Below are 23,413 nucleotides of genomic sequence, written 5' to 3' on the forward strand. Positions count from 1 at the left end.
CATCTGCCTCAAGGTTGCGAAAACAAAGCGCGCACTCTAACCGCTGTGCTCCACCGGGCGCCAGCCATGGCGCAACATATCCACACGATTGTTTCGCACGGTCACGCCTTCGGCACGCAGCCGTGCGCGCTGCTCGTCCCCTGAGACCGTACCGGATGCCAGGCAGAGACGCCCTCCGGCACCCAGGACCCGGTGCCACGGCAGCCGGGTGCCGTCAGGCAACTGACTCAAGGCGCGCCCGACCCAGCGCGCGATCGGCCCCAGTCCGGCTAGGTCGGCCAGTTGGCCATAGCTGACCACCTTGCCAGGTGGCACCTGATCGAGCACCAGGAACAGCGCCATTCGTCGGGCCTCTGCCTGCTCGGCGGTCAAGCTGCCGGCCTTGGCCATCAGCGTGACGCCTGATGAGACGGGACAGTGAGGAAGGGGCAGGGCAAGATGAGAACGGAACTCAGGTGCATGGGCGTGGTCTGTCCTTGCTTGAATGAAAGGTAGCCGGATAATGCCTGCCTTTGTCCCTGAATCTAACCCATAGTCGCTTATGTACTCACGCCTTCTGTTGTGCCTCACCACTGTTGCATTGTCCTCGCCTGCGTTGGCCGACACCGTCTGGATGAAGAACGGTGACCGACTCAGCGGCAAGATCAAGGTGTTCGATGGCGGCAAATTGCTGCTCGACACACCTTATGGTGGTTCTGTCGCTCTGGATTGGAAGCAGGTCAAGACCCTCGAAAGCGATCAGGAGCTGCTGGTCAAGCAGGATGCCTACAGTGGCGAGAAGGCCAAGGCACTCACGGCTGCTGACGCAGGCAAGGTCACCCTGGCCAATGGCGAAGCGCCCAAGACCGTGGAGCTGGCGTCCATCCAGCAGATCCTCAAGCCCAAGCCGCTGGTGCAGGATCTGGTCTGGAAAGGCAACGTCGACCTGGCGCTGGACTACAAGCGCGCCGAGAACGACACCGACGACTACGACATCGACTTCAAGACCACCGCACGGCACGGTCGCTGGCGGCACAGCGCCGACGGCGAATACAACCGCGAGACCAAGGATGACGTGACCACCACGGACAACTGGAGCGCCGAATACGCCCTGGACCGCTTCCTCACCGATCAGTGGTTCTGGCAGGGACGCCTGGAGTACAAACGCGACCACGTGGAGGACCTGGCGCGCCAGCGCACGGTCGGTACCGGTCCGGGCTACCAGTTCTGGGACGACGAACTGGGGGCGTTCTCGCTGGGTAGCCTGCTCAACCGCACCGACTATGAATATGCCGATGGCGGCAAGGACAACTTCTATTCCGTGGCCATGAAATGGGACTACAACCGCTATCTGATCGGCAAGAAGGTCGAGCTGTTCACCAATGGTGAGCTGGGCAAGCCGCTGGGCAACGTGGCCGACTATGCGCTGGATGCCGAGGTCGGGTTGCGCTACAAGGTCACCGATTGGGCGTCGCTGAACCTCAAGGCCGAGAAGGACGTGATCAGCGGGACTAGCGGGAGCGATCTGGAGAAGACGCGGTACACGGCAGGGTTTGGGGTGGCCTGGTAAGTAGAGGGGCGAGCTGTAAGCCGCAACTACAAGCTACAAGGGTAAGCGAGGTGGGGCCAGCCGTGTCCAGCCATGAAACGCGGTGACTGACTCTGTGGGCCCTGCGGGCCCAATCGCGGCACTGGGGCCGCTCCTACACCCGTAGTCCCACCGCGGGGTTGCAGGCTATCGCGGTCATTTGTGGGAGTGGCCCCTGCCGGGGCGCCGGACCGGCCGCGATTGGGCCCGCAGGGCCCACAGAGTCAGCCCCGCCTAACTTTCCCCTCTGCCTGACTCTCAACGCCCTACACTTGCCACTTGCCACGGAACCCGACCATGAGCGCCATCCCCCTGCGCAACGCCCGCGAACTGCTGCTCAAGGCGTATCAAGGTGTCCTCTCGACGCATTCCAAGGCCATGCCGGGCTTTCCCTTCGGTTCGAGCGTACCGTACTGCCTGGATGCCCAGGGCCAGCCGCTGATCCTGATCAGCCGTATCGCCCAGCACACCCATAACCTGCTGGCCGATCCCAAGTGTTCGCTGCTGGTCGGTGAGCGCGATGCAGCGGACGTACAAGCCGTAGGACGTCTGACGATACTGGCGCAGGCCCGCAAGCTGGAAGGTGCCGAGGCGCTGGACCTCGCTGCCCAGCGCTATTACCGCTACTTCCCGGAATCGGCCGGCTACCACCAGGCGCATGCGTTCGATTTCTGGGTTCTCGAACCCGTCCGGCACCGCTATATCGGTGGGTTCGGCGCCATCCACTGGCTCGATCAGTTGACCCTGGCCAATCCCTTCGTCGGCGCCGTCGAGGCCCGCATGCTCGAACACATGAACAGCGACCATGCCGACGCGCTCGCCCATTATGTCCGTCTGGCCGGCCTGCCTGACACGGCGCCTGCCTGTCTGGTGGGGTTGGACAGCGAAGGGCTGCACCTGCGTATCGGGCCTGCACTGTACTGGCTGCCATTTCCCATGGTTTGCAACACGCCGACACAAGTGCGCGAGGCCTTGGTGTGCCTGGCCCACGCTTCCCATTGGCCGACCGCTCAGAAGGCCGCGGGTTGAAATAGCGATTGATTGCATCCATCTGGGGTCTTACTGGAAGGCTGTCTTCCGCAGAGGATCCCTTGATGCGTGTTTTTCTCCTGCTGTTCCTGATTTTCCCGGTGCTGGAGCTGTTCGTCTTCGTCCGAGTCAGCGCCGCCATCGGCTTCTTCCCGGCCTTGCTGCTGATCATCGCCGGTTCCGCGCTGGGCATCGTGGTGATGCGCCTGGCGGGTCTGGCCACGGCGTTGCGCGCCCGTGAAAGCATCCAGCGCGGCGAACTGCCGGCCGAAGACATGTTCCAGGGCCTGATGATGGCCCTCGGCGGCGGTCTGTTGCTGATCCCCGGCTTCATCAGCGACGTGCTCGGCGTGCTGTGCCTGCTGCCGTTCACCCGCCGCCTGATCGCCCGCAAGCTGCGACAGCGGGCCGAGGCCCAGACCATGCGTCAGCGCGCGTTCAACGACGACCCGCTGGCCGGCCGCCCCCAGCAGCCCGGCCACCGTCCGAACGTCATCGAGGGCGAGTACCAGCGACGCGACCAGTGACCAGACCGGTCATGCGCAATCACGACGGCCCCGAAAGGGGCCGTTTGCGTAGAGGGGTGATCGCGGCGCGAAAAAAAATCCAGATCACACCCTTGTAATCGAAGTCGGCGGCCTCATGTTGGAGTCACCGCAAGGTTTCCGGCGCGTCTGGCGCCGGACATAACTTTGGTGACCTGCCTGAGGCGGGTCATCTCCGGCTACGCCGGACCGTATCAAACCCGCCGGTGTCGACACCGGCCGATGAAAACCACACTTGGGAGAGATCGACAATGAAGCTTCGTCCTCTGCATGACCGCGTCGTCATCCGTCGCAGCGAAGAAGAATCCAAAACCGCTGGCGGTATCGTCCTGCCGGGTTCGGCCGCTGAAAAACCAAACCGTGGCGAGATCGTCGCCGTCGGTACCGGCCGTGTGCTCGACAGCGGCGAAGTGCGTGCGCTGGCCGTGAAAGTGGGTGACAAGGTCGTGTTCGGCCCGTACTCGGGCAGCAACACCGTGAAGGTCGACGGTGAGGACCTGCTGGTGATGAGCGAGAACGAAATCCTCGCCGTCATCGAAGCTTGATTCCCCGATTTCCGGTAACCCCAGCATTTAAGGATTGAACGATCATGGCTGCTAAAGACGTAAAATTCGGTGATTCCGCTCGCAAGAAAATGCTCGTTGGTGTCAACGTGCTGGCTGACGCGGTAAAAGCGACCCTCGGCCCGAAAGGCCGCAACGTGGTCCTGGCCAAGAGCTTCGGCGCACCGACCATCACCAAGGACGGCGTTTCCGTCGCCAAGGAAATCGAACTCAAGTGCGCGTTCGAGAACATGGGCGCCCAGTTGGTCAAGGAAGTCGCTTCCAAGGCCAACGACGCTGCCGGTGACGGCACCACCACCGCCACCGTTCTGGCCCAGGCCATCGTCAACGAAGGCCTGAAAGCCGTCGCGGCCGGCATGAACCCGATGGACCTCAAGCGCGGCATCGACAAGGCCACCGCCGCCGTCGTCGCCGAGCTGAAGAACCTGTCCAAGCCCTGCGCCGATTCGCGCGCCATCGCCCAGGTCGGCACCATCTCGGCCAACTCCGACAATTCCATCGGTGACATCATCGCCGAAGCCATGGAAAAAGTCGGCAAGGAAGGCGTGATCACCGTCGAAGAAGGCTCGGGCCTGGAAAACGAACTGTCCGTCGTCGAAGGCATGCAGTTCGACCGTGGCTACCTGTCGCCGTACTTCGTCAACAAGCCGGACACCATGGTGGCCGAGCTGGACAGCCCGCTGCTGCTGCTGGTCGACAAGAAGATCTCCAACATCCGCGAACTGCTGCCCGTTCTGGAAGCCGTCGCCAAGGCCGGTCGTCCGCTGCTGATCGTCGCCGAAGACGTCGAGGGCGAAGCCCTGGCGACCCTGGTGGTCAACAACATGCGTGGCATCGTCAAGGTCGCTGCGGTCAAGGCACCTGGCTTCGGCGACCGCCGCAAGGCCATGCTGCAGGACATCGCCATCCTGACCGGCGGTACCGTGATCTCCGAAGAGATCGGCCTGAGCCTGGAAACCACCACCCTGGAGCACCTGGGTAACGCCAAGCGCGTCATCCTGTCCAAGGAAAACACCACCATCATCGACGGTGCTGGCACCGACGCCGACATCGAAGGCCGCGTCAAGCAGATCCGCGCCCAGATCGAAGAGACGTCCTCGGACTACGACCGTGAAAAACTGCAAGAGCGTCTGGCCAAGCTGGCCGGTGGCGTTGCCGTGATCAAGGTCGGTGCAGGCACCGAAGTCGAGATGAAAGAGAAGAAAGCCCGCGTCGAAGACGCCCTGCACGCGACCCGTGCAGCCGTCGAAGAAGGCGTGGTGCCTGGCGGTGGCGTGGCCCTGGTGCGTGCCCTGGCTGCGATCGTCGACCTCAAGGGCGACAACGAAGACCAGAACGTCGGTATCGCTCTGCTGCGTCGCGCTGTCGAATCGCCGCTGCGTCAGATCACTGCCAACGCCGGTGACGAGCCGAGCGTCGTGGCCGACAAGGTCAAGCAAGGTTCGGGCAACTACGGCTACAACGCTGCGACCGGCGAGTACGGCGACATGATCGAGATGGGTATTCTCGACCCTGCCAAAGTCACCCGTTCGGCCCTGCAAGCCGCGGCCTCGATCGGTGGTCTGATGATCACCACCGAAGCCATGGTCGCCGACCTGCCGGAAGACAAGCCTGCAGCTGGCGGCATGCCAGACATGGGCGGCATGGGTGGCATGGGCGGCATGATGTAACAGCCGACCGGCCTGCATGACCCCTATGGGTCACACCCTGTAGCAGTGTCTGCACGAGCTCGCTTACGCAGGTGAGACCCTCAAAAATCCGGCATCAGTCCTCTGATGCCGGATTTTTTATTTGAGGCTGCCAGGAAAGGTCATTCAACGAATCGACCAGTATGTCCGCGATCATAATGTCAAAAGTCGCTCCTCCTTTCTGGCCGATGCAGCCATGGAGAAGCTGAGTCGATGAGCCGGCAGCAGGGCACGCGCTTCAGCCTCGTCGTGCGCCTCTTGCAAAGCTTTCTGTCCATGCCGCTTGAAGCCCTTCCCGCGATGCCCGTAAGCTGCGCCTGCCGCGCAGACCCCCGAGCGCCGCACAGGAGACCCGATGCGCATCTTACTGGTTGAAGACAACCGCGATATTCTTGCCAATCTTGCCGATTACCTCGGCATGAAGGGCTACACCGTCGACTGCGCCCAGGACGGCCTGTCCGGGCTGCACCTGGCGGCCACCGAGCACTACGACCTGATCGTGCTCGACATCATGCTGCCGGGGATCGATGGTTACACCCTGTGCAAGCGCCTGCGCGAGGATGCACGGCGCGACACGCCAGTGATCATGCTCACGGCCCGCGATCAGTTGGACGACCGCCTCCAAGGCTTCCGCTCCGGCGCCGACGACTACCTGCTCAAGCCCTTCGCGCTGTCGGAACTGGCCGCCCGCATCGAGGCGGTCCTGCGCCGTGCCCAGGGCGGTGGACGCCGTGTGCTGCAGGTCGCCGACCTCACCTACGATCTGGACACGCTGGAGGTCAGCCGCGAAGGCCGGCCACTGAAGCTCAACCCGGTCGGCCTCAAGCTGCTGGCGGTGCTGATGCAGAAGAGCCCCCACGTGCTGCGCCGCGAGGTCCTGGAAGAAACCCTGTGGGGCGACGATTGCCCGGACAGCGACAGCCTGCGCAGCCACGTGCACCAGCTTCGCCAGGTGATCGACAAGCCCTTCGAGCGCCCGCTGCTGCACACCGTCCACGGCGTCGGCTATCGCCTCGCCGAGGGTCGTGATGGAGTTTAGACAGAGCCTTGCCCAACGCATCATCATCGCCTTCGCGCTGATGAGCGCCCTGGTCGCCGGGGCCTTTGCCTTCGGCATCGTCGCCACCGTGCACCTGGTCGAGGAGCGGCTGATCTCGGCCGTGCTCGGCGGCGACCTGCAGCGGCTGCTGCGCATGGACAGCGTCAGTGACTGGAGCCACCGGCCACGCCCGGACCAGTTGTTCTATTTCAGCGATGGCCGCGACGACTTCGCCTTGCCCAAGGACCTGCATCACCTGACGCCGGGTTTTCACGAAGTGTTCCGTGACCAGCTGTCCTACCACGCCATGGTCGAGATCGTCGACGGTCGCCACTACGTGCTGCTGCAGGACCAGAGCGATTTCGAAGAGCGCGAGCGGCTGCTGTTCGCGGTGGTCATGGTCGGCTTCGTGCTGAGTCTGGCCCTGGCGACGTTCCTCGGTTGGGTCCTGGCGCGGCGGGTCATGGCGCCGGTCATCCGCCTGGCGCGCCAAGTGCGTCACCGCGACCAGCTGCTGGGCCTGGCGCCGCCCCTGGCGCCGGACTATGCCGCCGACGAGGTCGGGCAGCTGGCCGTGGCCTTCGACGACACCCTGGGGCGCCTGCGTGATGCACTGACGCGGGAGCGACTGTTCACCAGCGACGTCAGCCACGAACTGCGCACGCCCCTGATGGTGCTGGCCACCTCGTGCGAACTGCTGCAGGAAAACCCGGCCCTGGACAGCCGGGCACGCAACCAGGTCGAGCGCATTGCCCGGGCCACCGAGGAAATGCGTGAACTGGTCAAGACCTTCCTGATGCTGGCCAGGGCCCAGCGCGACGAAGGCGCAGTCGCCTCTCGAGCGTCGTTGCGGGAAGTGGCGGACGATTTGATCGGGGTCTGGCGCGACACCATCGAACAGAAAGGTCTGACCCTGCACTACGACGGTCGGGCCCAGGCTGGTTCGGTGCTCTACAACGCGACCTTCCTGCAGTCGGTGATGGGCAACCTGCTGCGCAACGCTGCGCACTATACCGATCATGGCTACATCCGCTTGAGCCTGGAGGCCGGCGGCTTCAGTGTCGAAGACAGTGGGGTCGGGATCCCCGAGGAGCAGCGCGAAGCGATGTTCCGACCCTTCGTACGGGGCGACGAGCGCCGTGGGGAAGGGCTGGGCCTGGGGCTGTCGCTGGTCCAGCGGATCTGCGACGACCAGGGCTGGCAGGTGACGCTGACGACGACGCTGCCTCACGGGTGTCGCTTCCAGGTCAATCTGGCACCCAGCAAGACGGGCGGAACCGCGCCTGTGACGCCTGTCCACGAAAATGATCCCCCATGAATCGTCGGAAAAGCCCGAAAGGGCTGACGGTTTTTTCACATTGATGTGACCGGATGCTAACGTTCGCCTGCTTAAGGTGGCGCACCTTCTCCGGAGATGCGCGATGCACGACCCCATCAAGCTTGAGTTTTCCGACAAATACGATTGGGAACATGCCCAGACTTACCTGCGCAAGCACCAGGACAGCCTGGCCCGCAAGCTCTCGCACCAGCGTGACGAGCAACTGGCCAGACGTGCCTTGGCGTTGGCGGGCGATCCTGGCCTGGTGCTCGATGTCCCCAGTGGGGCCGGGCGTTTCTGGCCACTGCTGGCGGAGAAGCCCAGCCGGGTGATCATTGGGGCCGACTATTCGGCGGCCATGCTGGAAACCGCGTGTGCAGCACAGCCGCCCCAGGTGGTGGCGCGGGTGAAGCCGTTGCAGACCTCTGCTTTCGCCCTGGACCTGCCGGACAATGCCGTCGACAGCATCTTTTGCATGCGGTTGTTTCACCATGTAGGTCAGGCTGCGCATCGGCGGGCCTTGTTGCAAGAATTCAAGCGCGTCAGTCGCGACAGCGTGATCCTTTCGCTGTGGGTGGATGGCAATTTCAAGGCCTGGCGGCGCAAGCGGCTCGAGGCACGCCGTCACACGGTGCGTCAGGACGAACGCTACCAGAACCGCTACGTGCTGCCGGCCAAGGTGGTCGAGGCGGAGTTCGCCGCCGCCGGCTTCGCCATCCAGGAGCGTCTGGATTTCCTGCCGTTCTATGCGATGTGGCGCGTGTATCTATTGAGAAAGAGGTAGTGACGATGGCAGTACCCCACAGGGCATCCCGACAGTTCGAGTTCTACTGGCAACAGCAGGGCGAATGGGTCGAGGAACCCAACCAGCGTCGTGGTGGCGAGAGCGGTGTGCAGCGCCTGCGCGACGAGCAGGGGCAGACGTTGTATGCCAAGCGCCAGATCGGTCATGTGTACCGTACCTTGCTGCACCCGTTCGGGCGCCCCACCGTGTTGCGCGAACGCGACGCCCTGCGCAGTTGCCAGAGCCTGGGCGTCCGGGTGCCGGACATCGTGTTCTGTGGCGTGGAGCGCGATCCCCAGCGGCAATGGCGGGCGCTGCTGGTGAGCAAGGCGCTCGACGGCTTCGTCGACCTCGACACCTGGCATGCCCAGGATGCACGCCTGCACCATGGGCAAGCCGTGCACGACGCCATGCTGCAGGCGCTGGCGGTGAACCTGGCTCGTCTGCACCAGGGGCACCGGCAACATGGGTGCCTGTATGGCAAGCATGTCTTCGTCCGCGTGACGGGCGAGGGTGCCCAGGCCACGGTCGAGGTGGCGTTGCTGGATCTGGAGAAGAGCCGTACACGCCTGAGCCGTCAACGTGCGGCGGGCAACGACCTGCGTCAGTTGAAACGCCATTCGTCACTCACTGAAGCAGAATGGCAAAAGCTGCTCTACTTTTATCGAGAAGCGTTTGGCAGCGCTATCAAAGGGTTAGGGTAATGAAACTAGAAATAGCACGAGCTTTGTTTCTGGTGGCCGCGCTGGTGGTCACCACGGCAGCGGCTGCGGCCTGGCATGAACCCCGACCGCAGGTGCTGAGCACGCCGCAGTGCCTGACACCCCGTGAAGCCAAGGCACACGTCGCGGCCGAGCCGGATCAGGATCTGCTGCTGTTTCTGTTCGGCATGCGCCAGGGGCTACGCGCCGGAAACTAGCGTCGCGCCCCGGTAACCCGCATGGGGTCATGACCGGCCCCATGCTCGTCGCCAGGTGCTAGACCAGATGCAGGTGGTTGTCCCAAAAGCCCGAGGGCATCTGCAGGGGCTGGCCAATCGGTGCCGGTATGCGGCAATCGTAGTAGCGGCATCGACCTTGCCCCGAGGTCACCACGAAACCGTCCTTTACCGCCCCGACCCCGGCACAGTCCGGCATCGGTGCATCCAGGCGTACCTGGCCATCGTCCAGGCCCCAGACGAACAACCGGTTGGCACGCGGTGCGGTCAGCGCCACCAGACGCAGTTCATCGTGGATGGCCACGCTGGCGGTGTACTGGGCCATTGATCGCAGCTGCGCCTCGGCCACCGGGAAGGGTTGGAAAGGCTGGCCTGGACGCTTGATCGCCAGCAGTTCGGCGGTCTCGTCGGCATCGCCCATGAACTGCTGGCAGGCCACGATGGTGCCGTCGCCGCCGATCGCCAGGTGGCGAACGCTGTTCATGGACTGAGACAAGGTTTCCTTGCTGGTCAGGCTGCCGTCGCGTCGCATCAGCACCAGGCTGGGCTCCATCGCGTCGAGGTTCATCTCCACCCGGCTTTCCGCTTCGGTGCGAATGCCGCCATTGGCCACGACCAGCGTTTCGCCGTCCGGCATCCAGGACACCTCGTGGGGCCCGATGCCGTGGGTCGACAGCTCGCCGTCGTGGACCAGGCGCTCACCGTCGAACCGGTACACCCCCAATACGCCACGCCCGGGGTCGGTGGTGTCGTTCTCGGTGGTGTACAGCCACTCGCCGTCGCGGTGGATCACCGCGTGCCCGTAGAAATGCCGGTTCGGTCGGGACGTGAGGGTCTGCAGCAGGCGCCCGTCACGCACGTCGATCAGGTAGCTTTCGGTGCCGGGACGACGGGCGACGAACAGCGCGACCGGCAGCGTCGGATGGTCGATGATGGCATGGCAGCGTTGCCCCACTTCGGTGGCGAACACCTGACGGCCGTCGAGTCGGTAGGCGACGGCGTAGTGCTTGCCGTCGGCATCGTCGCGTGCCGACAACAGGAGTTGCCCGGCGGTCTTGTCGCGGCGCAGCGTCCAGCCGCGCAGCGTCAGGACGTCGAGCAAGGTGCTACCGAATCGCTTGGCCTGGTCTCGCAACATGATCAGTCACCGTCGTTGGCATTGAAGCCCAGCTGGATGTTCAACGCCTTGGCCAGCTCGCCTTCGTGCAGGCGGTGGACGACGTTGAGGCTGTCGTAGAGCTGCTCGAGCATCTGTTTGCCGGCGTCGTCGGCCAGCAGTTCGCCCAAGGTCTTCTGATTGTCGGCCAGCAGCGCGAGCGAGGTGGCGTAGGCATCGTCGATCTTGTCGGCCAGGGCCGCGTGTTCCTTGCCCAGCAAACCGCGCAGGCCCTTGTTGTCAACCCCCACCCACAGCGCTTGCGCGGCCTTGAGGCTGGCCTCGAGGCTCTTCATCGACGCGTGGCTGCGCCAGGCTTCGGCCTGCAGCGGCTGGACGAAGCCCTTGCTCTGGCGACCCATCGGCGCGCCGAGTTTCTTCTTCAGGGTGTCGAGGGCGGTGACCTGGGCGCGCAGCACGTCGGCGATCGCCTCGTGGGAGTCGGCATAGCGCTGGTTGGGGAACGTGGTCATCTGCGAGAGCATGCCGTCGGTGCTGTTCCAGCCCTTGAGGATCTCTTCGGCCAGGGCCTTCTGGTGCTCGCCGATGGCGACCAGCAGTGGGCAGTAGCGCGCCTTCTGCTCGGCACTGGCGATGTCCGGCTTGCTGTCGAAGAGGATGTACTCGTAGGCCGACAGGCCGCGCACCACGACGCTGGATTTGCCCAGGGTCTGGGCGTCGACCGGCTTGTCGCCGTTGACCAGTTGCTCGACCTGGCGACCGACCAGGTTCTTCTTGTCCGGCCAGAACTGCACCTGCCAGGCGCGGTTGCCTTCGGCCAGCGGGCCGACCAGCAGTGGTTGCAGTTCGGCCCAGGCCTTCTGCGCGGCGAGGAAGTCGTTGCGCGCCGCCTCCAGGGTTTCCTTGCCTTCGCAGAAGGCCAGGGCGCTGGCGGCCAGTTGTCGGTCGGCTTCGACCCAGCGGCTGTAGGTCGGCAGGATCACCTGCTTGGCGATGGCCGCCGAGGTCACGGCTTGTGGGTCCTGCGGTGCGCAGGCGCCCAGGGCGAGTGCGGCGAGGCTGGTGAACAACAGTTTGGGTCGGAACATGCCCGGGTCCTTTGCGCTTAGAGTGAATTCAGAAAGGCCAGCAGCGCAGCACGCTGCTCGGCGTCGAACGTCAGTACGTGACGACGGGCCGCATCCGCTTCGCCGCCGTGCCAGAGCACCGCTTCGAGCAGGTTGCGGGCACGCCCGTCGTGCAGCAATTGCGTGTGGCCACTGACCGCCTGGGTCAGGCCCACACCCCACAGCGGTGGCGTGCGCCAGTGCTGGCCGCTCGCCTCGAACTCGCTGCGGCCGTCCGCCAGCCCCGACCCCATGTCGTGCAACAGCAGGTCACTGTAGGGGTGGATGACCTGGTTGGCCAGTTCGGGTTCGACGCCCTCGGCCGCCGTGGTGAACGTGGGGGTGTGGCAGGCCTGGCAGCCGGCTTCGTGAAACAGGCGCTTGCCGGCCAGCACCTGGGGGGCGTCGACGTCGCGGCGCGCCGGGACGGCGAGGTTGCGTGTGTAGAAGGTCACCAGGCGCAGGATGTTGTCGCTGACCTCCTGCTCGCCGTCGGCGCCGTTGCCATTGGGGGCGCGCTGGCAATCCACCTGGGCCGGGGTGCAGTCGTCGTGGGGCAGCAGGGTCGTGGTCAACCCCATGTCGCCGGCGAAGGCGTGGGCGTTCTGCTGGTTGACGGTGGGCTGCCCGGCCTTCCAGCCGAAACGCCCCAGGACCGTCTCCTGCCGCGCCTGGTCCCAGACCCGGTTCGGGCGCCCGCGGATGCCATCGCCGTCGTGGTCGTCCGGGTCGGCATTGGCCAGGATCGCCGCCTCCGGGATTGCTTCGAGCAGGCCGAGCCCGATCATGGGCGGGGCGACCCGTGCCGACAGGCGCGTGTCCGGATGCATCGGGCCGTACCCCAGCTGGGTGATGCGCACGTGCGGCCGGCGCAGTTCGACCGTGTAGCCGTCCGCGAAGCTGACCGGCTCGGCGCTGTACTCGACCCGCACCTTGCCTTCCGGCGCGACACCGGGTACGGCCATGTCCTGCAGTTGGGTGCCGTAGGTAGGCTCGGGGACGACGCCCAGGCGCTCGATCTCCTGAAGGTAGGCCGGTTGGTCGGGGATCGACAGGCGCACCAGCATCGACACCGCATTGCGCGCGCCGGGCTCTGGGGGATGACCCCGGCCGTCGCGCACGTGGCAGTTCTGGCAGGCATTGGTGTTGAACAATGGGCCCAGGCCATCACGCGCCGTGGTGGTCGACGGGGCGATCACCCAGGGACTGCGGAAGAAGCTGTTGCCGACGCTGAAGTCCAGCCGGCGTTCTGGGGTCAGGTTGGCCGATGGCAGCGAAAATGCCTGGCGGTCCTGTCGCTGCACGGTCGTGGTACCACCCGACAAGGCTTCGCCCGGCTCGGCCTGGGTGAGGCGCGATGCGTCATCACAGGCGGTCAGCGCACAGAGCAGCAGCAAGGGCGAGAGACGAAGCAGCGGCGAGGACATCGACAATCCTGGAGGGTGCGAGCGAAAAACAGGGGTGCAAGCTTAGCAGGCTGGCGAGGTATGAATAAGAGGGATTTGCGTTTGCCGGATGAAATCGACGTCAGTCCAGGTGCATGAAGCCGCGAGGGGATCGGCCTGCGACGCCGCGAACGACGCCTCAGGCCGATGGTCGATCAGAACGCGTGATCGGCCGTATCCGGGCTCAGGTTGGTGATGCCCAGCTTGCCCGCGGCCTGCTCGATGGTGCCGGTCTGCTTGACCAGCGCCGCGATGGCGTCACGCACGATCTGGTTGCCCGCCGCGTTGTCCGGCGCGATCAGCTGGTCGTAGTGTTCACCCTTGAGCGCGTGGTCGACCATGACCTGGATCTTCGCCTCGGTGGCTGCCAGGTCGGCCTTGAGGGCCGTGTCGGTGGCCGGGTCGGCCTTGGCCACCAGCGACGACAGGCTCGGGCCGGTCAGTCGGGTGCCGTCGGCACGGGTGTACTCGCCCAGGTAGATGTTGCGGATGCCCTTAGCGTCGTAGAAGTGCGCGAAGTGGGTGTAGTCGCTGAAGCAGTCCTGCTCGTCTTCAGGCGAGTTGGCTTCCAGGGAGACCTTCATGCGCTCGCCGGCCAGCTCGCCCAGCGACAGGCTGCCCATGCCGAACAGCATCTTGCGCAAGCCATCGTTGACCGACTCGCCTTCCAGCGTGGCGCGGTAGTTGTCGGTGACGTTCGGCGCCCAGTTGGCGACCATTTCTTCCAGGTCGCTGACCAGCAGGTCGGTGACCGCCTTCAGGTAGGCGCGGCGACGGTCGTTGTGGCCGCCCGTGGCGCCTTCGCCTTCCAGGTAGTCGGAAGCGGGACGGTTGCCGGCACCCGGACCGGTGCCGTTGAGGTCCTGGCCCCAGAGCAGGAATTCGATGGCGTGGTAACCCGTGGCGACGTTGGCTTCCGAGCCGGCCAGTTCGTTGAGACCGGCGAGCTTCTCGGGGGTGATGTCCTTGACGTCGACTTTCTCTTCGCCCACCTGGATCTCGGTGTTGGCGATGATGTTGGCGCTGGCGGCCGGGTTGCCCAGGGCGTGTTCGTAGCTGCTGTCGACGTAGTCGATCAGGCCTTCGTCCAGCGGCCAGGCGTTCACCTGGCCTTCCCAGTCGTCGATGATGGTGTTGCCGAAGCGGAAGGCTTCGGTTTGCAGGTAAGGAATGCGTGCGGCGATCCAGGCGTCCCGGGCGGCTTTCAGGGTCTGGTCGTCCGGCTTGGCCAGGAACGCGTCGACCGCGCTCTGCAGGGCTTTGGCGGTGCTCAGCGAGTCGCCATAGATGACGTAGGCCATTTCGGCGTAGTGCTTGACCACGGCCTTGCCGGCCGTTTCATCGACGGCGCCCGGGGCCACGGCCGGGGTGCTGGCGGCAACAGGTGCCTGAGCGTTCGGCGCGGCAGTCTTGTCATCCTTCTCACCGCACCCGGCGAGGGCGATGGCGAGGGCCAACAGGCTGGCGGAGGCCAGGGGCATACGGATCATGGTCGGTGTTTCCTGCGTCAAGGGAGTGGGACTGGGTGCCGGTGGCACGCGAAACCGGTACATAATGCGAAAGATTTGCATTTTGTGTAAAGGGGTTGGCGTAAATCTCGAAGACCGGTGTCGTTACCAGGCGCGTCATCGGCGCAGGCTCGACGCCCTGCGTCAGAGCGCCGAGACCTGCGCGCGCTGGGTGTGCCGGATGAATTGCGTCAGCTCACGTGCCGGCAGGGGCTTGCTGTAGTGATAGCCCTGACCTTCGTGACAGCCCTGGGCGATGATGTAGGTTTCCTGCTCGGCGGTCTCCACGCCCTCGGCGATCACCTGCATGCCCAGACTCTTGCCCAGCTGGATGATCGCCCGCACGATGGTCGCATCGTCGTCGTCGATCAGGTCCTGGACGAAGCTCTTGTCGATCTTGATCTTGTCCAGGGGCAGCGACTTCAGGTAGCTGAGGGACGAGTAGCCGGTGCCGAAGTCGTCGATGGCGATCAGAGCCCCCGAGCGGCGCAAGCTCAGCAGGTGCTGCGCTGCGGTGCTGATGTCCTCCATCAGGCTGGTCTCGGTGACCTCCAGTTCCAGACTGCCCGGTGGCAGCCGGTAGGCTTGCAGCAGGTTGTTGACCACTCGGGGCAGCTCGTTGTGGTGCAGCTGGACGGTCGACAGGTTGACCGCCATGCGCAGCTCGCCGAACCCTTGATCGTGCCAGTCGCGCAACTGCCGGCAGGCCTGGTCGAGGATCCACTCGCCGATGGCGATGATGCAGCCATTCTGTTCGGCCAGCGGGATGAACTGGTCAGGCGGCACCAGGCCCAGGCGTGGGTGCTGCCAGCGCAGCAACGCCTCGACGCCGACCACCCGCTTGTCGCGATAGCTGATCTGTGGCTGGTAGACCAGGTAGAACTGATCGTGCGCCAGGGCTTCGCGCAAGTCCTTCTCCAGCTCCCGTCGTCGCCGGATCTCGCTGTCCACGCTGGCGACGTAGAACTGGTAGCGATTGCGCGAGCGTGCCTTGGCCAGGGTCATGGTCTGCTCGGCCTTCTGCAGCAGTTTCTCGGTGCTGTCGCCGTCCTCGGGGAACAGGGTGATGCCGATGGTGGCGCGCAGACGAATCCGTTGCTGGTCGAGCGAGAAGGGTGCCTCCAGGTCGTCGAGGATGGTCTGCGCCAGCTCGGCGGCCTCGTAGGGCTGCTCGATGTTGGCCTGGACCAGCGCGAACTGATCACCGCCCAGTCGTGCCAGCGCCCCCAATCGGCCGCTGTGGGCACGCAGGCGGTCGGCCAACGCCAGCAGCAACTGGTCACCGGCTTGATAACTGAACTGCTCGTTGATGCCCTTGAAGTCGTCCAGCCCGAAGCACAGCACCGCCACGCGACGCTGCAGGCGGCCGGCATCGTCCAGGATCATGTCCAGCTGCTGTTGCAACTGCTGGCGATTGGGCAGGCCCGTGAGAAAGTCGTACTGGGCCATGCGCTGCAGGCTGTTCTCGGCCTCGTGACGCAGGTGCGTGTTGCGTTCGATGGACGCCAGCAACTGGTTGGCCGTATTGACCCACAGGCCCAGCTCGTTCTTTTCGTTGCCCTTGAGCGGCGGGATCTGGTGCTGGCTGGGGCGGTCGGGGTTGATGTGCGTCAGGTGTTCGATGATCTTCGACAACGGCTTGGTCAGCAGCCAGTGGTACACCAGGTACAGGACCAGGCCCATGGCCAGTGCGCGCAGCACACCGGACACGAAGATGATCACCGCGTTGACCAGAAAACCCTCGCCGTAGCTGGCGGTGTCCAGGGTGATGCGCAGGTCGCCGTAGTATTCGCTGTAGGGACCGCGCCCCACCAACTGCGTGGCGAAGCTGCGCTCGCTGCCGAGAATCGGGTCGGTGAGCCACCGCGTGGACGTTTCTTTCATCGGGCGGGCCTTGTCCGCCAGCATGGTTTCGTTGGGATGGCCGATCGAGGCCATGCGCACCGATTCGTTCTGGAACAGGCCTTCCATGACTTGCATGCCCATCTCACGGTCCAGACTGTAGACCGCCTGCGTCGATGGGTCGCGAAACATGTCCAGGATACGCTGGCCGTCGGTGGCCACGGCCTGCCGCGTCTTGTAGGCATCGAAGACGATTTGCGCGCAGCTGAGGACAACGCCTACCGCCAGCGCCGACAGCAGCACGACCCTCAGCAGCTTGACCGACAAGCTGTTCTTGAATTCCAGCTTCAACGGAGGTGTCCTTCATCCATGCGCGTGACGGCATACTGCCATTAAAGTGGCCTGCGCACTATCCACCGGTGGCGACTCGGCAACAGGATTCGTTCGTGCGCAGCGGTGTGGTTCTGAAGACACGAGCGACCCGATCCCTCACGCGGCGTGAGTACGTCGTCGTCTTTCACTGGTTGATGTTAGCGTGCCATACGCGTGCGGCAAGTTGTCCTGGCGCAAGCCAGGACGAAAAAAGCCCGGCGGTTGCCGCGACGACGTTCGGAATCGAACGGCATCACGGCACGCGCCGGGCTCAGGGGACGTCGGGATCAGGCGGTGAAGGGCGTGCCTTCGAACTGCTCGGCGACGAAGTCCCAGTTCACCAGGTTCCAGAACGCTTCGACGTACTTGGGACGCACGTTGCGGTAGTCGATGTAGTAGGCGTGCTCCCAGACGTCGCAGGTCAACAGCGGGGTATCGCCATTGGTCAGCGGGTTGCCGGCACCGATGGTGCTGGCCAGGGCCAGGGAACCGTCGGCCTTCTTCACCAGCCAGCCCCAGCCGGAGCCGAAGGTGCCGATGGACGTCTTGCTGAATTCTTCCTTGAATGTGTCGAAGGAACCGAACGCCTGGTTGATGGCCTCGGCCAGCGCACCGGTCGGCTCGCCGCCGCCGTTGGGCGACAGGCAGTTCCAGTAGAAGGTATGGTTCCAGACCTGCGCGGCGTTGTTGAAGACACCACCGGAGGAGGTCTTGACGATCTCTTCGAGGCTCTTGCCTTCGAATTCGGTGCCTGGAACGAGATTGTTCAGGTTCACGACGTAGGTGTTGTGGTGCTTGTCGTGGTGATACTCCAGGGTTTCCTTGGAGATGTGCGGCTGCAGGGCATCGTGGGCGTACGGCAGCGGCGGCAATTCAAAAGCCATGGTCGTTCTCCTGTTCAGGTCTGTTTGCGAGGGGACGCAAGGCCGATCACGGGCGGCCTTCGACGCGTCGGCGAGTTTGTACTCTTTGCGACGCGGGGCCGGATCATAGCATCTGGGGCGCGGCAGACCGCAAGTTAGAGCTAGGGAGTGGGGGACAAGCCAGGAGCTACAAGCTACAAGCTACAAGCTACAAGCGGACGATAGCGCGGTGCGTCAGGTGTTGACAGGATGCAGGGGCGACGCTGACGCTGCAGCTTGCAGCTTGCAGCTTGCAGCTTGCAGCTCACCCCACCACCAACTGCACCGCCACCGCGAACATCATCGCCGCGACCATCAGGTCGACCAGTCGCCAGGTGGTCGGGCGGGCCAGCCAGGGAGCGAGCCAGGCGGCGGCCAGGGCCAGGGTGAAGAACCAGATCAGCGAGGCGCTGGCAGCACCGGCGACGTAGGCACCCGGGACGGGCTGCTGGGCACCGAGCGAGCCGATCAGCAGGACGGTATCGATGTACACGTGGGGGTTGAGCAAGGTCACCGCCAGGGCACTGAGCAACACGGCCCGGCGCGAGCGCAGGCCCAGGCCCTGTTGCTGTTCGAGGCTCTGCCGGCTGCAGGCGCGCAGCAGCGCCTTGCTGCCGTACCACACCAGAAACGCCGCGCCGCCCCAGCGGGCCACGGCCAGCAGCGTCGGGCTGTTGGCGAGCACGGTGGCCAGGCCGAACACGCCAGCGCTCACCAGCAGCGCATCGCACACCACGCAGAGTGCGGCCACCGGCAGGTGGTGTTCGCGGCGCAAGCTCTGGGCCAGCACGAACGCATTCTGGGTGCCGATGGCCATGATCAGGCCGAGGGAGACCAACAGCCCGTTGAGATAACTTTGCCACATGAGAGAAACGCTCCCCTGGCGCTGGTCCTGTGGACAGCGCGATTGTCGAGATGGATGCGGGCATTCTGGTGGTAGACGCGGTATAAGAAAAACAAATAACGCTGATCTGGCATTAGAGAAAACGATGTTCGACTACAAGTTGCTGGCCGCCCTGGCGGCGGTCATCGAGCAGGGCGGATTCGAGCGTGCCGCGCAGGTGCTGGGGCTGTCGCAGTCGGCCGTGTCGCAGCGGGTCAAGCTGCTTGAGGCGCGTGTCGGGCAGCCGGTACTGGTGCGGGCGACGCCGCCCCTGCCCACCGACGTGGGCCGTCAATTGCTCAACCATGTCCAGCAGGTGCGATTGCTGGAACGCGACCTGCAGCGCCAGGTTCCGGCGCTGGATGCCGAAGGCATGCCGGAACGGATGCGCATTGCCCTCAACGCCGACAGCCTGGCGACCTGGTGGGCAGGCGCGATCGGCCCCTTCTGCGCTGCACAATCCTTGTTGCTGGAACTGGTGGTCGAAGACCAGGACGTGGGTCTGCGGCGCATGAAGGCCGGCGAAGTCGCCGCCTGTCTGTGCGGCAGCGAACGGCCTGTGGCCGGTGCACGCTGCCTGCCGCTAGGCGCCATGCGCTACCGCGCGGTGGCGAGTCCGGCCTTCATGACACGCCATTTTCCAAAGGGGTTCGACAAGGCACGGCTGAGCCGAATGCCGGCGATCGTGTTCGGCCCCGACGATTTTCTCCAGCACCGCTACCTGGCGTCGCTGGGGCTCGAAGGCGGGTTCGTCCATCACCTGTGCCCCTCGGCCGAAGGTTTTTTGCGCATGACCGAAGCCGGTCTGGGCTGGGGCATGGTGCCCGAATGCCAGATCCTGACGCACCTCGAGACGGGCCAGCTGGTGGAGATCTGCCCGGACACGCCCATCGACGTAACGCTGTACTGGCATCATTGGCGCAATGGCGGGATGCTGCTCGGCCAACTGACCGAGCACCTGCGACAGGCGGCAGCGCACTGGCTGGTGCCGTTGTAGGCCCGGCGGGCGTCTGTTGCATCTGGAATCTGGCGAGGCGAGGTCAAACATGCGAATTCTGGTCACCGGTGCGAGCGGCTTCATAGGCGGGCGCTTCGCTCGTTTTGCGCTCGAGCAGGGCCTCGACGTCCGGGTCAATGGCCGTCGTGCCGAAGGGGTCGAGCACCTGGTCAAGCGCGGCGCGCAGTTCATGCCGGGCGACCTGGGCGATGCTCGCCTGGCACGGCGCGTGTGCCAGGGCATCGATGTCGTGGTGCACTGCGCGGGCATGCAGGGCCAGTGGGGCGGTTACCAGGTGCTTCACCAGGCCAATGTGGTGACCACCGAGAACATCGTCGAAGGCAGCCTCAAGGAACAGGTCCGGCGGCTGGTCTACGTCTCGTCTTCAGCGGTGTACGGCACCGGCCAGCATCGCACCGAGGTTCCCGAGGAGCCGCTGCCGCGTCGCCTGCGCGGGCCGCAGGCGCTGACCCGCTTCCTGGCCGAGCAGAAGGTCTTCGGTGCCCAGGAGTTCGGTCTCGAAACCCTGGCTGTACGTCCTCACCGGGTGACGGGCGCCGGTGATGCCGGGTTCTTCCCGCACCTGATGCAGCGTCACCGCAAGCGTCGCCTGGCGATCATCGGCAACGGTCTGAACCGCGTCGATTTCACCAGCGTGCACAACCTCAACGAGGCGTTGTTGGCCGCGGTCTTTGCCGAGGAGCAGGCCTTGGGCCACGTCTACAACCTCAGCAACGGCCAGCCGCTGCCGCTGTGGGACGTGGTCAACTACGTCATGCGCCAGATGGGGCTGGCGCCGGTGACCCGTTACTGCGATCCGGGGCTGGCCTATGGCCTGGGCGCCCTGAGCGAAGCCGTCTGCCGAGCCTGGCCGGGACGTCCGCAGCCCAGCCAGTCGCGCCATGACGTGCAGGCCTTGAGTCAGGACTTCATCCTGGACATCAGCCGGGCGCGCCAGCGCCTCGATTACCGTCCCCAGGTCAGCCTGTGGGCGGCCCTGGACGAATTCTGCACTTGGTGGAAAGGGCAGAGCGGCCAATAGACGCCCCTGCCGGCCCCCAGCCTGGAGGGTCTATACTGGCGCCTCTTTTGGTGGCCCCTGCGGTGAAGCTTCAGATGCGTAACGATACCCACGACGATCCCGATGATGTCCCTGCGCTGCATGTCGGCGCCCGTGACGACGTCTCCTTGCGCGCCGCCCATGGCCGCTCGCGCCCGCTGCGGGCGGCCAGCACCGGACCGCTGTGGGCGTTGCTGGGGGCGGCGTGCATCGCCCTGGCCAGGTTGGGCTGGTGAAGCACGCAGCAGATCGCCCTGCTCGAGCAACAGCTGGTCGCGACCCAGGAGAGCTTCGCGCGTATCAGCGAGGAAGCGGCTGGGCGGCTGAACGTCATCAGTGGCCGGGTGCAGGCGCGCGAGTCCAGCGTCAGCACCGACACCGAGGCCCTGAAGCTGCAGATTCGCCAGCTGCAGACCGCGCTGGCCGAGCAAGGCAAGCAGCAGGATGGCGTGGCAGGCCAGGCCGGTGACCTGGACAAGCGCCTGGAGCAGGCGCTGGCCGAGTCACAGCGTCAGCAGGCCGCCCTGGGCGAGGCGCAGGCCCGTGTGCAGGCGCAGGTGCAGTCGATCGCGACCGACCTGGTCGCGCTCAAGACGGCCCAGGTCGACAGGCGTGCCCTGGAAGACGGGCTCAAGCGACTGGACGGCGAGCTGGCTGCGCTGAAGAAGCAGGGCGACCCGACGACGGCGCTCAACGATCTGCAGCAGGACGTGCTGGTGCTCAAGGCGCAGTTGGAAAACCGCCCGGCCCAGAGCCCCACCGGCGGCGCCTCGGTGCAGGAGTTCGACGCCTTCCGCACCCAGGTCAGCCGTAACCTCAATACGTTGCAGAGCCAGGTGCAGAACCTGCAGCAGCAGATCAACACCGGACGCTAGCGCACGGCGGTGACCTGCGCGGTGGCGTCTCAGCGCCGGGGGTAGTCGGTGTAGCCCGCCGCCCCCTGGCCATAGAACGTCTCGGGGTGAGGCGTGTTGAGTGGCGCATCGGCGGCCAGACGCTCGGGCAAGTCAGGGTTGGCGATGAAGGGGACGCCGAACGCCACCGCATCGGCGCGACCTTCGGCCAGCGCCGCCGTGGCACTGGCCTTGTCGAAGCCTTCGTTGGCGATGTAGGTGCCGCCGAACGCCTGTTTGAGCTGTGGCCCCAGGCTGTCCTCGGCCACGTGCTCACGGGCACAGAGGAAGGCCAGGCCACGCTTGCCCAGCTCGCGGGCGACGTAGGTGAAGGTCTTGGCCCGGTTGGCGTCGCCCATGTCATGGGCGTCGGCACGGGGTGCCAGGTGCATGCCGACCCGCTGCGCGCCCCAGACGCCGATCACCGCATCGGTGACCTCCAGCATCAACCGCGCACGGTTTTCCAGGCTGCCGCCGTAGCGGTCGTCGCGCTGGTTGGTGCTGCTCTGCAGGAATTGATCGAGCAGATACCCGTTGGCGCCATGGATTTCCACGCCATCGAAACCGGCCGCCTTGGCATGCTCGGCGCCGACCCGGAAGGCCTCGACGATCTCGGCGATCTCTTCGGTTGCCAGGGCGCGGGGCGTCGGATAGTCGGTGATCGGACGTACCAGGCTGACGTGGCCTTCGGGTTTGAGGGCGCTGGGCGCGACCGGTGCCTGGCCGTCGAGGTAGCGCGGGTGCGAGATGCGACCCACATGCCACAATTGCAGGAAGATCCGCCCGCCAGCGGCATGCACCGCCTCGGTCACCTGGCGCCAGCCATGGACCTGTGCCTGGCTCCAGATGCCCGGCGTGTCCGGATAGCCGACGCCCATCGGCGTCACCGAGGTCGCCTCGCTGAGGATCAGTCCGGCGCTGGCGCGTTGCGTGTAGTACTCGGCCATCAGGGCGTTCGGCACGCGGCCTTCGCTGGCGCGGCAGCGGGTCAGCGGCGCCATGATGATGCGGTTGGGCAGGGGCAGGTCGCCCAGGGTGATCGGATCGAACAGCGTCGTCATCGGTTGGCCTCGGGTCAGGGGTGCGCAGGGCGCAGGTCCTGCATTCGAGACGGTGCGCAGGCAAGGGTTCAGTGCAGCGATCACGGCAGGCGCGTCGTCGGTGCTAGACTCGCACGGATGAATTACCTGGCACATTTGCATCTGGGCGGCGACCAGCCGTTGCAGCTCCTGGGCAGCCTGTACGGCGACTTCGTCAAAGGCCCGCTGGAGGGCCGTTTCGCGCCTGCGCTCGAGGCGGCCATACGCCTGCACCGGCGCATCGACAGCCATACCGACAGCCATCCCCAGGTGCTGGCGGCGCTGACGCGCTTTCCCAAAACGCGCCGTCGCTATGCCGGGATCGTGCTGGACGTGTTCTTCGACCATTGCCTGGCGCGGGAATGGTCCACCTATGCCCAGCCCCCTCTCGCGGCGTTCACCGGCCGGTTCTATCGCATCCTGCTGGCGCAGCCGGACTTGCCTGGACGGTTGGCGCAGATCGCCCCGTCCATGGCGGCGGACGATTGGTTGGGCGCATACGCCGAGTTCGACACGCTCGCGTTGGTGTTTCACGGCATCGGGCGGCGCCTGTCGCGGCCAGAAGCCCTGCTGGGCGTGATGGATGAGCTGGAGCCGCTGTACGAAGCCCTGCTCGACGATTTCCGGGCGTTCTATCCGCAGTTGCAACGGTTCGCACAGGAGGAACAGGTGCGAATCGGGCAGGAGATCGAGGCCAGAACGGCGTGTGAGGCGCGCGTGCTCATGGAGTGAAGGGTTC

General features: G+C 65.1%; 22 protein-coding genes and 2 pseudogenes. 15 read left to right on the top strand and 9 right to left on the bottom strand.

Going from position 1 to position 23,413, the window contains the following annotated elements:
- Nucleotides 1–36: 36 nt before the first annotated feature.
- The gene (locus tag G7007_RS03335) at nucleotides 37–390 is read right to left on the bottom strand and encodes an MGMT family protein (RefSeq protein WP_181099012.1); all 354 of its coding nucleotides are present in this window, start codon (nucleotides 388–390) and stop codon (nucleotides 37–39) included.
- Between the two features lie 151 nt (nucleotides 391–541).
- Between G7007_RS03335 and G7007_RS03340 the strand changes: the two genes are divergently transcribed.
- The 11 genes and pseudogenes from G7007_RS03340 to G7007_RS03390 all read left to right on the top strand — a co-directional run bounded on the left by G7007_RS03340 (nucleotide 542) and on the right by G7007_RS03390 (nucleotide 9,452).
- Nucleotides 542–1,549: a DUF481 domain-containing protein gene (locus tag G7007_RS03340; protein ID WP_181099013.1), complete on the top strand. Its 1,008-nt coding sequence runs from the start codon at nucleotides 542–544 to the stop codon at nucleotides 1,547–1,549.
- Between the two features lie 315 nt (nucleotides 1,550–1,864).
- The gene (locus G7007_RS03345) at nucleotides 1,865–2,596 is read left to right on the top strand and encodes a HugZ family pyridoxamine 5'-phosphate oxidase (protein ID WP_181099014.1); all 732 of its coding nucleotides are present in this window, start codon (nucleotides 1,865–1,867) and stop codon (nucleotides 2,594–2,596) included.
- A gap of 65 nt (nucleotides 2,597–2,661) precedes the next feature.
- Complete coding sequence (locus G7007_RS03350) at nucleotides 2,662–3,123, top strand: FxsA family protein (protein ID WP_181099015.1); 462 nt, start codon at nucleotides 2,662–2,664, stop codon at nucleotides 3,121–3,123.
- Between the two features lie 269 nt (nucleotides 3,124–3,392).
- The gene (locus G7007_RS03355; protein ID WP_060392695.1) at nucleotides 3,393–3,686 is read left to right on the top strand and encodes a co-chaperone GroES; all 294 of its coding nucleotides are present in this window, start codon (nucleotides 3,393–3,395) and stop codon (nucleotides 3,684–3,686) included.
- A 44-nt stretch (nucleotides 3,687–3,730) separates the two neighbouring features.
- Complete coding sequence (gene groL, locus G7007_RS03360) at nucleotides 3,731–5,374, top strand: chaperonin GroEL (protein WP_060392696.1); 1,644 nt, start codon at nucleotides 3,731–3,733, stop codon at nucleotides 5,372–5,374.
- A gap of 127 nt (nucleotides 5,375–5,501) precedes the next feature.
- Nucleotides 5,502–5,609, top strand: a pseudogene (locus tag G7007_RS03365) (type II toxin-antitoxin system HicB family antitoxin); the annotation flags it as partial.
- A 138-nt stretch (nucleotides 5,610–5,747) separates the two neighbouring features.
- Entirely contained in the window at nucleotides 5,748–6,431 is a 684-nt protein-coding gene (gene colR, locus G7007_RS03370; protein ID WP_181099016.1) for a two-component system response regulator ColR, read from the top strand.
- Nucleotides 6,421–7,749, top strand: coding sequence for a sensor histidine kinase (locus G7007_RS03375; protein ID WP_181099017.1), 1,329 nt, complete (start codon nucleotides 6,421–6,423; stop codon nucleotides 7,747–7,749). Before colR ends, G7007_RS03375 begins: the two co-directional genes overlap by 11 nt.
- 103 nt (nucleotides 7,750–7,852) lie before the next feature.
- Nucleotides 7,853–8,533: a class I SAM-dependent methyltransferase gene (locus tag G7007_RS03380; protein ID WP_181099018.1), complete on the top strand. Its 681-nt coding sequence runs from the start codon at nucleotides 7,853–7,855 to the stop codon at nucleotides 8,531–8,533.
- A 5-nt stretch (nucleotides 8,534–8,538) separates the two neighbouring features.
- Nucleotides 8,539–9,237 carry a lipopolysaccharide kinase InaA family protein gene (locus G7007_RS03385; RefSeq protein ID WP_181099019.1) on the top strand — a complete coding sequence of 233 codons (699 nt, stop codon included), beginning with the start codon at nucleotides 8,539–8,541 and terminating at the stop codon, nucleotides 9,235–9,237.
- On the top strand, nucleotides 9,237–9,452 hold the full coding sequence (locus tag G7007_RS03390) for a hypothetical protein (protein ID WP_181099020.1): 216 nt from the start codon (nucleotides 9,237–9,239) through the stop codon (nucleotides 9,450–9,452). Before G7007_RS03385 ends, G7007_RS03390 begins: the two co-directional genes overlap by 1 nt.
- A gap of 58 nt (nucleotides 9,453–9,510) precedes the next feature.
- Here the strand turns inward: G7007_RS03390 and G7007_RS03395 are convergent, their stop codons facing one another.
- From G7007_RS03395 to G7007_RS03425, 7 genes are all read right to left on the bottom strand, one after another.
- Entirely contained in the window at nucleotides 9,511–10,608 is a 1,098-nt protein-coding gene (locus G7007_RS03395; RefSeq protein WP_181099021.1) for a DUF1513 domain-containing protein, read from the bottom strand.
- Nucleotides 10,609–10,610: 2 nt separating this feature from the next.
- Nucleotides 10,611–11,675 carry an imelysin family protein gene (locus G7007_RS03400; protein ID WP_181099022.1) on the bottom strand — a complete coding sequence of 355 codons (1,065 nt, stop codon included), beginning with the start codon at nucleotides 11,673–11,675 and terminating at the stop codon, nucleotides 10,611–10,613.
- Between the two features lie 17 nt (nucleotides 11,676–11,692).
- Nucleotides 11,693–13,120: a di-heme oxidoreductase family protein gene (locus G7007_RS03405; RefSeq protein WP_181099023.1), complete on the bottom strand. Its 1,428-nt coding sequence runs from the start codon at nucleotides 13,118–13,120 to the stop codon at nucleotides 11,693–11,695.
- A gap of 173 nt (nucleotides 13,121–13,293) precedes the next feature.
- Entirely contained in the window at nucleotides 13,294–14,628 is a 1,335-nt protein-coding gene (locus tag G7007_RS03410) for an imelysin family protein (RefSeq protein ID WP_181099024.1), read from the bottom strand.
- A 162-nt stretch (nucleotides 14,629–14,790) separates the two neighbouring features.
- Nucleotides 14,791–16,839 (bottom strand): putative bifunctional diguanylate cyclase/phosphodiesterase, encoded by a 2,049-nt coding sequence (locus G7007_RS03415; protein ID WP_181099025.1) that lies wholly within the window; start codon nucleotides 16,837–16,839, stop codon nucleotides 14,791–14,793.
- 308 nt (nucleotides 16,840–17,147) lie between these two features.
- Nucleotides 17,148–17,744 (bottom strand): superoxide dismutase, encoded by a 597-nt coding sequence (locus G7007_RS03420; RefSeq protein WP_181099026.1) that lies wholly within the window; start codon nucleotides 17,742–17,744, stop codon nucleotides 17,148–17,150.
- Between the two features lie 283 nt (nucleotides 17,745–18,027).
- Complete coding sequence (locus G7007_RS03425; protein WP_181099027.1) at nucleotides 18,028–18,627, bottom strand: LysE/ArgO family amino acid transporter; 600 nt, start codon at nucleotides 18,625–18,627, stop codon at nucleotides 18,028–18,030.
- Between the two features lie 124 nt (nucleotides 18,628–18,751).
- Here G7007_RS03425 and G7007_RS03430 point away from each other — a divergent pair, with 124 nt between their 5' ends.
- From G7007_RS03430 to G7007_RS03440, 3 genes and pseudogenes are all read left to right on the top strand, one after another.
- Entirely contained in the window at nucleotides 18,752–19,642 is an 891-nt protein-coding gene (locus tag G7007_RS03430; RefSeq protein WP_181099028.1) for a LysR family transcriptional regulator ArgP, read from the top strand.
- 49 nt (nucleotides 19,643–19,691) lie between these two features.
- Nucleotides 19,692–20,684, top strand: coding sequence for an NAD-dependent epimerase/dehydratase family protein (locus G7007_RS03435; RefSeq protein ID WP_181099029.1), 993 nt, complete (start codon nucleotides 19,692–19,694; stop codon nucleotides 20,682–20,684).
- A gap of 74 nt (nucleotides 20,685–20,758) precedes the next feature.
- Nucleotides 20,759–21,577 (top strand): annotated as a pseudogene (locus tag G7007_RS03440) (ATPase).
- Between the two features lie 29 nt (nucleotides 21,578–21,606).
- On the opposite strand, the gene G7007_RS03445 reads toward G7007_RS03440, so the two are convergent.
- The gene (locus G7007_RS03445; RefSeq protein WP_181099030.1) at nucleotides 21,607–22,656 is read right to left on the bottom strand and encodes an alkene reductase; all 1,050 of its coding nucleotides are present in this window, start codon (nucleotides 22,654–22,656) and stop codon (nucleotides 21,607–21,609) included.
- Between the two features lie 117 nt (nucleotides 22,657–22,773).
- Between G7007_RS03445 and G7007_RS03450 the strand changes: the two genes are divergently transcribed.
- A complete protein-coding gene (locus G7007_RS03450) occupies nucleotides 22,774–23,406 on the top strand; it encodes an acyl carrier protein phosphodiesterase (RefSeq protein WP_181099031.1) in 633 nt (210 codons plus the stop codon).
- Nucleotides 23,407–23,413 lie beyond the last annotated feature (7 nt).

This window comes from Pseudomonas entomophila (assembly GCF_013523125.1).
In the GTDB taxonomy this organism is placed as follows: domain Bacteria; phylum Pseudomonadota; class Gammaproteobacteria; order Pseudomonadales; family Pseudomonadaceae; genus Aquipseudomonas; species Aquipseudomonas entomophila_B.

What these genes read in the sequence shown, in the direction of transcription:
- groL (WP_060392696.1), top strand. Translation starts at nt 3,731, where the DNA reads ATGGCTGCTAAAGACGTAAAATTCGGTGATTCCGCTCGCAAGAAAATG.
- G7007_RS03400 (WP_181099022.1), bottom strand. Translation starts at nt 11,675, where the DNA reads ATGTTCCGACCCAAACTGTTGTTCACCAGCCTCGCCGCACTCGCCCTG.
- colR (WP_181099016.1), top strand. Translation starts at nt 5,748, where the DNA reads ATGCGCATCTTACTGGTTGAAGACAACCGCGATATTCTTGCCAATCTT.
- G7007_RS03380 (WP_181099018.1), top strand. Translation starts at nt 7,853, where the DNA reads ATGCACGACCCCATCAAGCTTGAGTTTTCCGACAAATACGATTGGGAA.
- G7007_RS03345 (WP_181099014.1), top strand. Translation starts at nt 1,865, where the DNA reads ATGAGCGCCATCCCCCTGCGCAACGCCCGCGAACTGCTGCTCAAGGCG.
- G7007_RS03390 (WP_181099020.1), top strand. Translation starts at nt 9,237, where the DNA reads ATGAAACTAGAAATAGCACGAGCTTTGTTTCTGGTGGCCGCGCTGGTG.
- G7007_RS03430 (WP_181099028.1), top strand. Translation starts at nt 18,752, where the DNA reads ATGTTCGACTACAAGTTGCTGGCCGCCCTGGCGGCGGTCATCGAGCAG.
- G7007_RS03375 (WP_181099017.1), top strand. Translation starts at nt 6,421, where the DNA reads ATGGAGTTTAGACAGAGCCTTGCCCAACGCATCATCATCGCCTTCGCG.
- G7007_RS03425 (WP_181099027.1), bottom strand. Translation starts at nt 18,627, where the DNA reads ATGTGGCAAAGTTATCTCAACGGGCTGTTGGTCTCCCTCGGCCTGATC.
- G7007_RS03445 (WP_181099030.1), bottom strand. Translation starts at nt 22,656, where the DNA reads ATGACGACGCTGTTCGATCCGATCACCCTGGGCGACCTGCCCCTGCCC.
- G7007_RS03405 (WP_181099023.1), bottom strand. Translation starts at nt 13,120, where the DNA reads ATGTCCTCGCCGCTGCTTCGTCTCTCGCCCTTGCTGCTGCTCTGTGCG.
- G7007_RS03435 (WP_181099029.1), top strand. Translation starts at nt 19,692, where the DNA reads ATGCGAATTCTGGTCACCGGTGCGAGCGGCTTCATAGGCGGGCGCTTC.
- G7007_RS03410 (WP_181099024.1), bottom strand. Translation starts at nt 14,628, where the DNA reads ATGATCCGTATGCCCCTGGCCTCCGCCAGCCTGTTGGCCCTCGCCATC.
- G7007_RS03340 (WP_181099013.1), top strand. Translation starts at nt 542, where the DNA reads ATGTACTCACGCCTTCTGTTGTGCCTCACCACTGTTGCATTGTCCTCG.
- G7007_RS03385 (WP_181099019.1), top strand. Translation starts at nt 8,539, where the DNA reads ATGGCAGTACCCCACAGGGCATCCCGACAGTTCGAGTTCTACTGGCAA.
- G7007_RS03395 (WP_181099021.1), bottom strand. Translation starts at nt 10,608, where the DNA reads ATGTTGCGAGACCAGGCCAAGCGATTCGGTAGCACCTTGCTCGACGTC.
- G7007_RS03420 (WP_181099026.1), bottom strand. Translation starts at nt 17,744, where the DNA reads ATGGCTTTTGAATTGCCGCCGCTGCCGTACGCCCACGATGCCCTGCAG.
- G7007_RS03350 (WP_181099015.1), top strand. Translation starts at nt 2,662, where the DNA reads ATGCGTGTTTTTCTCCTGCTGTTCCTGATTTTCCCGGTGCTGGAGCTG.
- G7007_RS03450 (WP_181099031.1), top strand. Translation starts at nt 22,774, where the DNA reads ATGAATTACCTGGCACATTTGCATCTGGGCGGCGACCAGCCGTTGCAG.
- G7007_RS03335 (WP_181099012.1), bottom strand. Translation starts at nt 390, where the DNA reads ATGGCCAAGGCCGGCAGCTTGACCGCCGAGCAGGCAGAGGCCCGACGA.
- G7007_RS03355 (WP_060392695.1), top strand. Translation starts at nt 3,393, where the DNA reads ATGAAGCTTCGTCCTCTGCATGACCGCGTCGTCATCCGTCGCAGCGAA.